This is a genomic window from Rhodopseudomonas telluris (assembly GCF_042432815.1).
GTDB classification, from domain to species: domain Bacteria; phylum Pseudomonadota; class Alphaproteobacteria; order Rhizobiales; family Xanthobacteraceae; genus Rhodopseudomonas; species Rhodopseudomonas telluris.
This window is the reverse complement of the sequence record NZ_JBHLWM010000005.1, coordinates 576347-589336: the sequence shown is the minus strand read 5'-3', so window position 1 is coordinate 589336 and position 12990 is coordinate 576347. Positions and strand designations below refer to the sequence as shown.

The window sequence follows — 12990 nt, the reverse complement described above, 5'->3', positions numbered from 1 at the left end:
GGCGCGCGCCGTCAGTCGTCGGTCGTCAGCACCAGCGTCAGACGGCGCAGCACCGGCGCGGCGAACAATACAATCGGCAGCATCACCATCCACGAGGCCGCCCACGCGGTCAGCCAATGCGTGACGAAGACCGTGTCGCCGAGCAAATGCGCGCTGGCGATCAGTGAGGCCACCGAGGTAGTGATCCCCGACTGCAGGATCGCGTAAACGAAGTGGCTGAACCGTCTGGGAATGCCGAGCATCGCCATCAAAACCTTGTCCTGGATCGCCTCCGGCGCAGCAAGCTCCGTGCCAACTACATCGCGGACCTTGCGCGCGATGCTGCCCCCGATCACGCCCGATTGAGATCCGACCAGCGGAGGCGTCTTGCAAGCGCATCCGAATCGTAATAATCGAAGTTACATGAAAAGAGACAGCCGCCTGTCGTCGGTGCTCCATGCCCTGCTGCATATGGCGCAGCAGAACGAGCCGATGACGTCCGAGACGCTGGCCGCGTGCATGTGCACGAATCCCGTGGTGGTGCGGCGCACGATGGGGTTGCTGCGTGACGCAGGCCTCGTGACCTCGGCGCGTGGCCCGGCCGGCGGCTGGCTGATCAGTGCCGATCTCGCAACGGTCACCTTGCGTGACCTGCACGACGCGCTTGGTGAGCCTGCGATCTTCGCGATCGGCAACCGCAACGGGACGCCGGAGTGTCTCGTCGAGCAGGCCGTCAACGCCGCGCTCGACGGCGCGTTCGCTGAGGCCGAGTCGATGCTGCTCGAGCGCTTCGCCAAGGTGACGCTGGCGAAGCTCTCGGCTGACTTCAACCGGCGCCACGCGGCGCATCGCGCCCGCAGTTAAAGGATCGACATGCAATACGACGTCATCGTCATTGGCGGCAGCTACGCAGGCATGGCCGCGGCGCTTCAGCTTCTCCGCGCGCGCCGCAGCGTGCTGGTGATCGACGCCGGTCAGCGTCGCAATCGCTTCGCCGCGCACTCGCACGGCTTTCTCGGACAGGACGGCGCCGATCCCGCGGAGATCGCCGCCTCGGCGCGGCGCCAGCTTCAAGCCTACCAGACGTTGAACTGGATCGATGGCGTGGCCGACGTCGCGTCCGGACAAAAGGATGAGTTCACTGTCGGACTACGCGATGGCGCCCAGTACAGCGGTCGACGGCTGCTGTTCGCGACCGGCGTATCCGATACGCTACCCGCGATCGACGGCCTGCAGCAACGCTGGGGTGTCAGCGTTTTTCTCTGTCCGTATTGCCACGGCTATGAACTCGACCGCGGCCGCATCGCGGTGATCGCCACCGGCCTGATGAGCTTGCATCAGGCCCAGCTTCTTCCGGAATGGGGCGAGGTCACGCTGTTCACCAACGGCGCCGTCGTGCCCGATGAAGCGGTGAGCGCCGATCTCGGCGCCCGAGGCGTGACGATCGAACAAACGCCGATCGCGCGGATCGAGGACCATGCCGATGTCGTGCTGAGCGACGGCCGCCGACTGCCCTTCGCCGGCATCTTCACTGCTTCGCGGAACGCTCCGGCGACGCCGGTCGCGCAGTCGCTGGGCTGCGCGTTGAGCGAGACGCCGTTCGGCACGCAAATCCAGACCGACGATGCCAAGCAGACCAGCGTGCCCGGGGCGTTCGCCTGCGGTGATGCGGCACGGGTGCCGCATTCGCTGTCGCTGGCCGTCGCAGACGGCGCGTGGGCCGGCGCCAGTCTGCATCGGTCGTTGGTGTGGCCCGATGCGTGAGCCGATCGAGCCGTCTGGCGCCGAACGCCGCCACCACTCGTGAAGGTCAGGCCTTCGCTGAAGGCCGCGCCGCGACGCGCTGGTGCCAATCGGCCAGCACGGTGTTGGCCGGGTCCAGCGGCTGGCCGACCTGATTGCCGAACTCGATCCAGCCGAACAGCAACAGATCGGCCAGGGTGAAGCGCGAGCCGCAGACGAACTCCCTGCCCTGCATCTGCGTGTTCATCCACTGCAGGCGGTCGGCGGCGATCTTCTTCAGGCCCGGTGCGGCTTCGGGAATACACATAACGCGATCCTTGAACATCTTCAGCCCCTCGCTGAAGCGGAAGCCGTTGGCTAGCGGCTCGCAGATCGTCAGGTCGATCCGCCGCGTCCACATCCGGCACTCGGCGCGTTCCTTCGGCGTCGCGCCGATCAGCGGCGGCGTCGGATGGATCTCTTCGAGATATTCGCAGATCGCGGTGATCTCCGACAAAAAGCTGCCATCGTCGAGTTCCAGAGTTGGCGTCTGCCCGTGCGGATTGCGCGCCAGATGCTCGGGCTTGCGGTTTTCGCCGGAGCGGATGTCGACGGTCTGTGTCGGGATCGTCAGTCCCTTCTCGGCAATGAACATCCGCACCAGGCGCGGATTGGGTCCGATCGAATCGTAAAGCTTCATGGTCGTCTCCCCTGTCCCGGCGACTTGCTGCGCCGTGCTCGGTGACTGTCCTAGCGCGAGACGGCGTGCGGCGCAAAGCCGCGCGGCGATGGCCCGTGCGCGCCACACTGCGTGCCGAGATTTGTGATTCATGAAATTTCGGTAAGCACCGAGGGAAGTAACGAATTCGCAAGTAATCAAAGTTACCGAATGGTCAAGCGGACGAGGAGGATTGTGACGTGGACGAGCATCGCAAAGAGCCCATCAGCGAAGACCAGGCTGGCGCCGGCGTTGCGTCGTCCGGAGCGGGTGCGGTTGACGGCAACGACAGCGACGCTGTGAACGCAGCCGGGACCGAAGCGTCTTCTGAGCCCGGCAAGGAAGCCGCCGCTTCCAATCAGGTCGAGCGGCGCAAGGACAACGCTGCGGCCGCGCGGGATGCGGATCGCCTCGGCAAGGTCACCATCATGGCGCCGTCCCGCCACGAGAACTGGTATCGCAACTGGGACGACGAGATTGAAGTCGAAGCGCCGGACGAACCTGCCAACGCCGGCCGGCCGCACAACAAGCGCCAACTGGCGATGGTCGCCGTGGCGGTGATCTTCGCGGCCTTCGCCGGCGCGGCCGCCGGTGCGCTAACGAATGCCGGGTTCGTCCATTTCGGCGGCGGCGACGCAACCAAGCAAGCGCAGACACAAGCCCAGGCGCTGGACGATCAACTGGGCAAGCTGCAGGGTGAGCTCGCCGCGCTCAAGGCCAGCGTCGATCAGGCCAACAAGAGCGCGAGCGCGCAATTCGGCAAGACCGCCGACCGGCTGGACAAGATCGAGAAGGCGCAGGCCGAGCCGGCGCAGAAGATCGCCAAGCTGACCGAGACGGTCGAGAAGCTGCGGACCGCGCAGGTCGAAAAGCCCGCGCCCGCCCCGACGCAAGTGGCTTCGGCCTCCCAGGACGTGACCGGTTCGGTGTCGCCGAAGCCCGCGCCCAGGCCGAACGATGTCGGCCGCCTGCCGACCGTCGATGGCTGGGTGCTGCGCGATGTCTATGATGGAGCCGCGGTGGTGGTCGGCCGCGAGGGCACGTTCGAAGTCTATGCCGGCGACCCGCTGCCGGGCCTTGGCCGGGTCGACGCGATCCGTCGTCAGGACGGGCGCTGGGTGGTGGTGACGAGCCGCGGCCTGATCGTCGCCCGCTGATCATCACGAAATGCTTTGCGAGGGCGCGGCGTGGCAGACACGCTGCGCCCTTTTGCTTTAGGCTCCTAGCATAGTGCTGCACCGGCAGCGTTCAGGGAGCATGGCCGCGTGCGACGCCTGCTTGGATTGATCGCGCTGATCGGCGGTCTCGTCCCGCTCGTCGCGGGAGCGGCCGAAGAGTCGTCGCGTGCGCTGACCGTCACGGATCCGCATACGCTGCGCGAACTCGATCTGCGCGACCATCGCAATGAAGCGTCGCCGCACCCTGGCTTCGGCTTGGGACAGATGCTGGACCCGCAGCCAGGCGAAGCGAGGCCACCACGTCCCCTCGACAATGCTCGGCTGTTCGCATCGCCGACCGTCAGCGCGCTCCGCATGGCGCTCGACGATGAATTTCAGCGCTATCAGCTGACGCGCCCCGCCTCCGAATGGACGTTGTTCGATCGTGACAAACTGGCAGCGCCGACGACGCGCTTCATGCTTGCCGGCATCGTCAACCGGATGGATCGCGGCTATGTGGCCGTCGACGGTTGCGGCGAGATCCGGCTGATCTATCGGCCTGTCCAGGAGACGAATGACGGCGCGCAACGGCTGCCCATGACCTTGAACTTGGTGTTGCGCGCCCGCGGCGCAGGCGATGCGCTCACCTGCCGCGAGGTTGCGCAGCGCTGGCTCGCGGCGGAGGCATGGCCGGAAGTTGGCGCCGATCGCGCGCGGCGGCTGCTGGCTGCGGAGGGTCCGCTGGCGCCGCTCGGGCCTGCCGCCATCGATCGGCTCGAGATCAACCTGCAGATCGCAATCCAGCGCAATGCGGCAGCCGGAGCATTTGGCGCGGACTATCTGCTCAAGGTGTTTCGCTTCGATCGGACGAGCGGCCGCTACGAAGCTGCGCCGATGGAAAACCAGATCGACCGCGATCGTCTGCTGGCCGATCATGATCTGGGGGAGGCGTTCAAGCGCTGGCTGCTGCAGCCGGACACACTCACCGCGTTCGATCGCGGCACGCTGATCATCCCCGACGCCTATCTGGCCCGCGGCGCGATCGCCGCGACGCCGACAGCCTTTTCCCATGCGTCGGAGCGGCCGGCCGCAGGCTTGGTCGGCCCGGCGACGTCCGATCCCCTGATCAGCGATGCGGACATCGTCGCGGCCCTGCAACGCGCCGCCGATCGGGGAGTTGAACTGCAATCGGTTCGTTCGCCGGCAGGCTTCGAGCGGCGGCTCAACGACATCACTTGTTCGGGCTGCCACCAGACCCTCGGGATCGGCGGCTTTCATTTCCCCGGCGTGGACTGGACGGCCGATCCAGCGCGTCGCGCGGCCGCTGCCGGATCGCCGCATTTCATCGCCGACCAGGACCGCCGCCGCGCGATCGTCGCCGCGGTGGGGGAGGGGCGCTCGCCTAACTACGCGCGCGGCTTCAGCGATCGGCCGGAACTGCGCGGCACGGCCGCCGCGGGCGATGGCCCGCGCAATGGCTGGGGCGCTTCCTGCGGTTTGTCTCATGCCGGCATCGTCGATCCGAGCTTCCGGAACTGGACCTGTGCGGCCGGGTTGAGTTGCCAGCCGGTCCGCGGTGCCAAGGCGTTTCCCATCGGCATGTGCTTCGTAGCGCCGCGCTGATCCGCTGCGGACCTGATCAAGGAGGGGCCGGTGAGTGATCCAGGTTCTGACACCAAACAGATCAATAGCGAGATCGCCGACAATGAAAGCGCCCGGCAGACCGCAAGTTCGGTCCGCATCTCTGCCTTCGCGATCGCAATCACCATCGTGATTGCGATCGTCGTGTTCGGCTGGGTTTTCTTCCGCCGCTAACTATCCGACCGCGCCCGCCGCGCGTAGCGCGCGGATCGCCGCGTCGTCGTAACCGGCGCCGCGCAGCACTTCGTCGCTGTGTTCGCCGACGGCGGGCGGAAGTCGCGGCCTGGTTTTGGTGCTGCCCTCGACCCAGATCGGGCTGTTGATCGTCATGATCGTGTTGTTCTCGAACGGCACCAGCACTTCGTTCTCGATCATCTGCTGATCGTTCGGGATGTCGTCGAGAATGCCGACGACGCCGAACACCAGGCCGTTTCCGTCGAGCGCCTTGCGCCACTCCGCGAGATCGCGCGTCGCGAAGATCTCGTCGAAAATCGCGATCAGCTCGATCGAACGCGCGTGGCGATCGGGCTTGGTGGCGAAGCGTGGGTCATTGGTGAGATCTTCACGGCCGAGACAGCGCGTCAGCGTCGGCCACTGCCTCTCCTCGTTGAGCAGCGACAGGATCAGCCAGCGGCCGTCGCGGCAGCGATAGTGATTGGCCACCGCGTTGAGGGCGCGCTCGCGCGGCCGCCGCTCCTGGAATTCGGCGCCGACCAGCTTGGCCTGCGCCAGCACGCTCGACGACCAGATGCCGTTGGCCATCAGGTTGGATTTCACCTCGCTGCCCTTGCCGCTACGCTCGCGCTTGTACAGTGCGGTGACGATCGCGCCGTACAGCGCCATTGCGCAGGGATGGTCGCCCATGCCGGCGACCGAGCGGGCGGGCGTCGACTCCTCGTCGGCGCGGACCAGATCCATCATGCCGGAGCGTGCCCACCAGGCGTTGCTGTCGAAGCCCGGCTTGTCGGCTTCCGCGCCGCGCTCGCCATAGCCGGTGAAGCTCGCATAGATCAGACGCTCATTGAGCGGCGCGAGATCCGCGTAGGTGATCCCGAGCCGCGCGCGCACCGGCGGCGGGAAGTTGGTGATGAACACGTCGGCCTCGGCGACCAGCTTGCGCAGCACCTCTTTGCCTTCGGGCTTGGCGAGATCGAGTGCGAGGCTGCGCTTGTTGCGCGATTCCATCATCCACGCGTAGTTATGCTCGCTGCGCGGATAGCCGGGAAGATTGGGCAGGTTGCGATAGGGATCGCCGGCGCCGGGCGGTTCGATCTTGATGACGTCGGCGCCGAAATCGGACAGCACGGTGGCGGCCGCCGGGGCTGCGATGAAGCTGGCACAGTCGAGCACCTTGAGTCCCTTGAAGATGCCGTCGTCCATCGCAAACTGCTCCCTTGGCGTTTCTTGTTTCGTCGGCCGGAATATGCGCCGTGCGCATTCCGCGTCTCGCGCATATGAACCGCGTTCGCGCAGCGATGCAATATTCGAACCCGCATGCCGCTCTGCATGCCGGTGCTCACGCGTCGCCCGAAAGCAGGGCGGCATTGCCGCCCGCAGCGGCTGTGTTGATCGATAAAGTCTGTTCCAGTGCGAACCGCGGCAGATAATGCGGGCCGCCGGCTTTCGGGCCGGTGCCGGACAGTCCGGAGCCGCCGAACGGCTGCACGCCGATGACCGCGCCGATGATATTGCGGTTGACGTAAACATTGCCGACCGGCAGCCGATCGACGATTCGCGCAACTGTCTCGTCGATCCGCGACTGCACGCCGAGCGTCAGCGCGTAGCGGCTTGCCGCGATGGCGCCGACCACTGCGTCGAGTTCCGAAGCGTTGTAGCGCACCACGTGCAGGATCGGGCCGAACACCTCCTCGGTCAGTTCCGCGGCGCTGCGCAGTTCGAAGATGTGCGGCGCCACATAGGTGCCGGTCGTCGGTGCATCGCCCGCGTAGTGCAGCCGTGCGTCGCGTCTCATGTGCGCAATGTGAGCGTCGAGCTTGGCCTTTGCCTCGGCGTCGATCACCGGGCCGATATGCGTCGCCGGATCGCGTGGATCGCCGAGACGCAGTTCGCGCGCGCTGCCGGTGATCAGTTCGATCGTCCGATCGGCGACGTCGTCCTGCACGAACAATAGCCGCAGCGCCGAGCAGCGCTGCCCGGCGGAGCGGAATGCCGAAGCGACCACATCGTCCGCCACCTGCTCGGGCAGCGCGGTGGCGTCGACGATCATCGCGTTGATGCCGCCGGTCTCGGCAATTAGCGGCACGATCGGCCCGTCCTTGGCGGCGAGCGCGCGGTTGATCGCGCGCGCCACCTCGGTCGAGCCGGTGAACACCACGCCGGCGATGTCGGGATGCGCGACCAGCGCGGCGCCGATCGCGCCGTCGCCTTGCACAAGCTGCAAGGCCTCGGGTGGCACGCCCGCTTCATGCAGCAGCGTCACGGCGAGCTCCGCGATCACCGGCGTTTGCTCTGCCGGCTTGGCCACCACAGCGTTACCGGCCATCAGCGCCGCCGTGACTTGGCCGAGGAAAATCGCCAGCGGGAAGTTCCAGGGACTAATCGCGACGACTACGCCGCGGCCGCGCAGCCGCAGCGTGTTGCTCTCGCCGGTGGGGCCGGGGAGCGCCACGCCGTCCCCGAACAGACGCCGGCCTTCTGCCGCGTAGTAGCGGCAGTAGTCGATCGCCTCGCGCACTTCCGAAATGCAATCGTCCAGCGTCTTGCCGCCCTCGTCCTGCAACAGCGCGATGAAGGTGGTGCGCCGCTGTTCCAGCAGGTCCCCCGCGCGCTCGAGCGCGGCCGCTCTCACCTCAGCTGGCGTGGTGCTCCATACAGCGAAGCCTTTTCGGCCCGCAGCGATTGCCGCCACAGCTTGCTCCGCCGTGGTTGCGGCCATCGTCGAAAGCGGCCGCCGCGCCGCACCGATGTCGCCGAGCAAGGCCTGCAGTGCCGCGCGGTCGCCGAGTTCGATGCCGCGTGAGTTGATGCGCTGTGGCTGATACAGCGCGCGCGGCGGCCGAATGTGGTCGTTGCGCGCCTGCTTCGGCGTTCCGATGATCGTGGCCGGCCGCTGTAGCAGCTTTTCGACCGGCACGCGGTCGTCGCCGGCTTGCGCCACGAAGGACGAATTGGCGCCGTTCTCCAGCAGCCGCCGCACCAGATAAGCCAGCAGGTCGCGGTGGCCGCCGACTGGCGCGTAGATTCGGCAGGCCAGCGCGGGGTGATCGGCCAGCAGCCGCGCATACAGCGCATCGCCCATGCCGTGCAGCCGCTGGAATTCGTAGCCGTCGCTGCCGCCGGCGAGTTCGAGCACGGTGGCGACCGTCAGCGCGTTGTGGCTGGCGAATTGCGGATAGATCCGCGGTCGCAGCGCCAGCAGCTTGTGCGCACAATGCACGTAGTTGAGGTCAGTCATCGCCTTGCGGGTCAGCACCGGATAGTCGTCCAGCCCGCGCTCCTGCGCGCGCTTGATCTCGGTGTCCCAATAGGCGCCCTTCACGAGGCGCAGCATCAGCCGGCGGTCGAAGCGCTCCGCCAGTTCAGCGACGTGATCGATCACGGCGGCCGCGCGCTTCTGATACGCCTGCACCGCGAGCCCATAGCCATCCCATCCGCTCAGCGACGGATCGGCCAGACAGGCAGCAAACACCTCCAGCGACAGTTCGAGCCGGTCGGCCTCTTCGGCGTCGATCGTGAAGGCGAGATCATGCTGTCTTGCCTGCCGCGCCAACTCGATCAGCCGAGGCGTCAGCTCGCCCAGGACACGTTCCCGGCTCACCGCCTCGAACCGGGGGTGCAGCGCCGACAGCTTCACCGAGATGCCGGGCCGTGCCGGCAACGGTGCATTGGCGGCCGCGCGCCCGATCGCTGCGATCGCGTGCGCATAGGAGGCGTAGTACCGCTCGGCATCCTCCCGTGTCCGCGCGCCTTCGCCAAGCATGTCGTAGGAGTAGCGCACGCCCTCACGCTCATGCGCCTGGGCGCGCGTGAGGGCGGCCTCGATCGTCTCGCCGAGCACGAAGTGATTGCCGATGAGCCGCATGGCCTGCCGCGTCGCCGCCCGCACCGCCGGCGCGCCGATCCGCTTTGCCAGTGCGCCGAGCGTGCCCTGCGGTGTCTCGCCGGCCTGGACGACGAGGGCCGAGAGGCCGATCGCCCACGCCGATGCATTCACCAGCAGCGCGTCGGACTGGATGCGATGATGCGCGAAATCACCCTGGCCGAGCTTGTCCTCGATGAATGCGTCGGCCGTCGCGGCGTCCGGGATGCGCAGCAGCGCCTCGGCCAGCACCATCAGCGCCAGCCCCTCCTTGGTCGACAGCGCGTATTCGCGCAGCATCGCCTCGACGCTGCCGAGCCGGTCGTCGGCCCGGATCGCGTCGATCAGCGCGGTGGCGGTCGCATCGATCCGCGCCTCACTCGCAGGCTCGCGCGGAACCGCGTGCAGCAGTTCGGCGGCGAGCGTCCCGTCATCGGGCGCATAGGGTGCCGCAAAGGTGGGGATCGGCGGATGGGGCGACATTGACGATCCTCGAGTGTGTGCGGCCCGCATCAGCCTGTGCAGCAAATCGGGCGGTCTCTCACTCCCATATTGGCACCGGCAGCCGGTCACGCTAGCGTTCGCAGGGTTTTCGACAGGGCTGAGAACGGAATGCGGGCAGGAAAGCTGAGGTCAGACGCGAGACGTGGCGTGTTCGCCGCGATGACGGCGGTGGTCGCTCTCGGTGAGATGCTGATGCCGGCGCGGGCCGGTCAGCTCAGCTCCCAGGTGGCGCAGCTCTACACCTCGGTGTCGATCTTCCCGCCGACGGCCTCGACCATGACGGTCTGCTACGGCTTCGTTTGCCGCCGTCGTCACGAGTTCACCTTCACCGCCGGCGACCGTGCGGCGCTGACCCGGATCATGGCCGCGGGCAAGGCGTCCGCTGCGGCGGAACGCAAGGCGGTGCAGGCCGCGGTGGTGTGGCTCGACCGTAAGCTCGGCCCGGTGCTGGGCACCGACAAGCGCATCGCCCGCGCCGACTTCCGCTATTTCGACGACAAGCACAATTACGACTGCTGGGACACGACGCGCAACACGACGAGTCTGCTGCTGGTGATGCAGGAGTGGGGCCTGCTCAAGTATCACAGCGTCGGCGATCCGAAGTATCGCGGCAACGTGCTGGTGCTGCAGACGCCGCACAACACCGCCGTGCTGGTCGAGCGCGGCACCGGCGCCGAATGGGTGGTGGATATGTGGACCCGCGCTTATGCGCAGTCTCCGGAGGTGATGCCGGTGGACCAGTGGGTCAAGCTCGACTGAGCATCCCGAAAGCAGTCAACGCGATGGACGTCCCGGTCGCGCCGGCGACCGGGACGTCCGCATCTGCAACTGCGATGGGGATCGATCAGTCGCAGATGTTGAAGGTCCGCCACCGCCAGCCATAGGGCGTCGCGACGCGGCGGGTGACGTAGCAGCTGCCGCTGTCATAGCCGACGAAGCCGATCCCGAACGCCGGGCCATGCCAATGATGGTGGTGCGGATGCCAGCCCCAGCCGCCACCGGCGGAGGCCGCGGTCGGTGCCAGCGCCGCGACGCCGAGCGAAGCGGCAGCGATCAGTCCGAGTGCGAGTGTGCGAAACATGGTCGTACTCCTCCTCATGCGCACGAGGCGCGGTTGTTAGTCCAGTCGGATCCTGACTGCTAGATCCTGCCCATCGCACCTTCGTCGTCACGAAAATCAGACGGGTTCACGCTGTCCGGTTGTTTTCTGTCGCGGCCGACGCGCAGGATGCGGCTGCACGCGACTCGTGGCCCATCCCTCGAGGCCGTCGCTTCGCGACGACACCTCAGGATGAAGCTCAGCAATGAAAGAAACCGTCTTTGTGACGTCAGTTACTTGCTACGCCAGCGTCAGTTCGCTGGCGTCCAGCGCGGCCGTCAGTTCGCGCGACTGGGCGATCGGGCAGACCAGCATCGGCTCGGCGCGGCCGCGGATGTCCACCTGCTGGGTCGGCAGCGCGTCAGCGGGGAGGCCGGCGGTGGCGCGGAGTTCATCGGAGAGCAGCGTCTCGCAGCCGAGCGCCTTGGTCATGTCCTGCAGCCTCGCCGCGACGTTGACGGAATCGCCGAGCGCGGTGAACACCATGTGGTCGCGATAGCCGATCTCGCCGAGGATCACGAGGCCGCCGTGGATGCCGATGCCGAAGCGGATCGGCGAGCCGAGGTCGTGGCCGATGAAGCCGTTGAGTTCATCGACGGATGCGGCGATCGCAGCCGCGGCCCGGATCGCGTTGCGGCAAGCGTCGCGTGGCTGCTCGTTCATGCCGAACAGCGCCAGGACGCCGTCGCCGACGAACTGATTGGGCTGGCCGCCGCAGGCGATCACCGCGCGAGACACCGCGCCGAGGAAGCGGTTGACGATGAACACGGTGTCGAACGGCAGACGCGTCTCGGCGATCTGGGTCGAGCCGCGCAGATCGACGAACATGCTGACCAGATAGCGCTCGTCGCCGATCCGCGCCGACCGCGCGGCCTGTCGCGCGGCCGCGACGTTGCGTGGCGGAAACACCGGCAGGAAGGTGAGGTCGTGCGTGGGACGGAGCTGGCAGGCGAGCCGGATGGTCGGATCGTCGGCCGCTCCCACGCTGCCGAGGACGAAGGCCTCGCGGCTCGTCGGCGGCGGCAATTCGTCGACATCGCCGATCACGCGGATGCGGCAGGTCGAGCAGCGGGCACGGCCGCCGCAGACGCTGGCGTGGGGAATGTTATGGCGCAGGCTGGCTTCGAGCACGCTCATGCCCTTCGGCACGCGGACGGTGCGATCGCCCCCATAGGTCAGCCGGATCATGCCGCCGCGGCGCTCGTTGAGGCCGCGGATGGCGCGTGCCACCAGAGCGAGCGCGATCAGGCCGAGATAGCCGATCACGAATGCATCGCCGATCCGGTCGAGCGTCCGCTGCTGCTGCAGCGTGCCCATCTGCTTGATCGAGAGGTTGGCGTCCTGCCAGGCGGGATCGGCGGCGACGCGGATCACGTCGCGGCCGCCTTCATAGAAGCCGAGCAATGCGAGGGTCGGGATCAGTACGGCGACGACGAGTAGCGCCGGCATCGCCTTGCGGAAGGCGGGCTTGATACGCAGCCAGAGTCCAAGTCCGATGCAGCCGTGAATCCACGCCACCAGCATCACCGTGACCATCAGCCAGATCCGGTACGTCGGCCACGCCACCCAATAGGCGTACAGCACCTGCGGATACAGCTTGTCGATGCCGTACAGCACGTGGCTCAGCCGCAGGCCGATGACATGGGTGTAGATCAGCAGCGGCACGCTGAGACCCAGCACGAGCTGCAGCGGCTCGACGGTGCGCCAACGGAACTGGCGCCGCTGATACAAGGCCCATAGGCCGAGCGCCGCGTGGATCGTCACGGACCCGTAAAACAGGATCGCGACCGGCAGGAACTGCCAGATCTCCAGATGCCACAGCACGCCGGCCTGCAGTGCCTCCGGCGAGATATTGCCGAGCGCGTGATTGAGGAAATGGCTGAGCAAGTAAGCGAACATCACCAGCCCGGTGAACATCCGGAGCTGTCGGACGCCGATGCGGCGGAGCCACCCGAACGTCCGCGGGCGCGGACCGTCCGCTTCGCTGGCTCGGCGCTTCATCCAGTCCCTTCCCTGCAGTGCTCATGAATTCCGAGGGGCGCGCTTCTCGCGCCCCGGAATGACGACTTTTGAAAGGTCTGCCGGATGGCGTCAACTTACCAACGACGGTGATGGCTCGAATTGAAGCTTC

12 protein-coding genes are annotated in these 12990 nt (G+C 66.9%); 6 read left to right on the top strand and 6 right to left on the bottom strand.

Annotation, left to right across the window (positions count from 1 at the left end):
- Positions 1–11: 11 nt before the first annotated feature.
- Complete coding sequence (locus ACFFJ6_RS14270; RefSeq protein WP_378388778.1) at positions 12–335, bottom strand: DUF2798 domain-containing protein; 324 nt, start codon at positions 333–335, stop codon at positions 12–14.
- A gap of 67 nt (positions 336–402) precedes the next feature.
- On the opposite strand from ACFFJ6_RS14270, the gene ACFFJ6_RS14265 reads away from it, so the two are divergent.
- Together ACFFJ6_RS14265 and ACFFJ6_RS14260 are read left to right on the top strand one after the other, a co-directional pair.
- Positions 403–843 carry an RrF2 family transcriptional regulator gene (locus ACFFJ6_RS14265; RefSeq protein ID WP_378388776.1) on the top strand — a complete coding sequence of 147 codons (441 nt, stop codon included), beginning with the start codon at positions 403–405 and terminating at the stop codon, positions 841–843.
- 9 nt (positions 844–852) lie between these two features.
- Positions 853–1743 (top strand): NAD(P)/FAD-dependent oxidoreductase, encoded by an 891-nt coding sequence (locus ACFFJ6_RS14260; RefSeq protein ID WP_378388774.1) that lies wholly within the window; start codon positions 853–855, stop codon positions 1741–1743.
- A gap of 46 nt (positions 1744–1789) precedes the next feature.
- Here ACFFJ6_RS14260 and ACFFJ6_RS14255 read toward each other — a convergent pair whose 3' ends face one another.
- A complete protein-coding gene (locus ACFFJ6_RS14255) occupies positions 1790–2401 on the bottom strand; it encodes a glutathione S-transferase family protein (RefSeq protein ID WP_378388772.1) in 612 nt (203 codons plus the stop codon).
- A 218-nt stretch (positions 2402–2619) separates the two neighbouring features.
- Between ACFFJ6_RS14255 and ACFFJ6_RS14250 the strand changes: the two genes are divergently transcribed.
- The 3 genes from ACFFJ6_RS14250 to ACFFJ6_RS14240 all read left to right on the top strand — a co-directional run bounded on the left by ACFFJ6_RS14250 (position 2620) and on the right by ACFFJ6_RS14240 (position 5391).
- Complete coding sequence (locus ACFFJ6_RS14250) at positions 2620–3576, top strand: hypothetical protein (RefSeq protein WP_378388770.1); 957 nt, start codon at positions 2620–2622, stop codon at positions 3574–3576.
- Between the two features lie 126 nt (positions 3577–3702).
- On the top strand, positions 3703–5199 hold the full coding sequence (locus ACFFJ6_RS14245; protein ID WP_378388769.1) for a hypothetical protein: 1497 nt from the start codon (positions 3703–3705) through the stop codon (positions 5197–5199).
- A 30-nt stretch (positions 5200–5229) separates the two neighbouring features.
- Complete coding sequence (locus tag ACFFJ6_RS14240) at positions 5230–5391, top strand: hypothetical protein (protein ID WP_378388767.1); 162 nt, start codon at positions 5230–5232, stop codon at positions 5389–5391.
- On the opposite strand, the gene ACFFJ6_RS14235 is transcribed toward ACFFJ6_RS14240, so the two are convergent.
- Together ACFFJ6_RS14235 and putA are read right to left on the bottom strand one after the other, a co-directional pair.
- Positions 5392–6597, bottom strand: coding sequence for a CaiB/BaiF CoA transferase family protein (locus ACFFJ6_RS14235; RefSeq protein WP_378388765.1), 1206 nt, complete (start codon positions 6595–6597; stop codon positions 5392–5394).
- Positions 6598–6733: 136 nt separating this feature from the next.
- The gene (gene putA / locus ACFFJ6_RS14230) at positions 6734–9739 is read right to left on the bottom strand and encodes a bifunctional proline dehydrogenase/L-glutamate gamma-semialdehyde dehydrogenase PutA (RefSeq protein WP_378388763.1); all 3006 of its coding nucleotides are present in this window, start codon (positions 9737–9739) and stop codon (positions 6734–6736) included.
- A 180-nt stretch (positions 9740–9919) separates the two neighbouring features.
- Between putA and ACFFJ6_RS14225 the strand changes: the two genes are divergently transcribed.
- Complete coding sequence (locus ACFFJ6_RS14225; protein WP_378389693.1) at positions 9920–10519, top strand: hypothetical protein; 600 nt, start codon at positions 9920–9922, stop codon at positions 10517–10519.
- 85 nt (positions 10520–10604) lie between these two features.
- Here the strand turns inward: ACFFJ6_RS14225 and ACFFJ6_RS14220 are convergent, their stop codons facing one another.
- Both ACFFJ6_RS14220 and ACFFJ6_RS14215 read right to left on the bottom strand, forming a co-directional pair.
- A complete protein-coding gene (locus ACFFJ6_RS14220; RefSeq protein WP_378388761.1) occupies positions 10605–10841 on the bottom strand; it encodes a hypothetical protein in 237 nt (78 codons plus the stop codon).
- 258 nt (positions 10842–11099) lie between these two features.
- The gene (locus tag ACFFJ6_RS14215; RefSeq protein WP_378388759.1) at positions 11100–12860 is read right to left on the bottom strand and encodes a 2Fe-2S iron-sulfur cluster-binding protein; all 1761 of its coding nucleotides are present in this window, start codon (positions 12858–12860) and stop codon (positions 11100–11102) included.
- Positions 12861–12990: the final 130 nt, after the last annotated feature.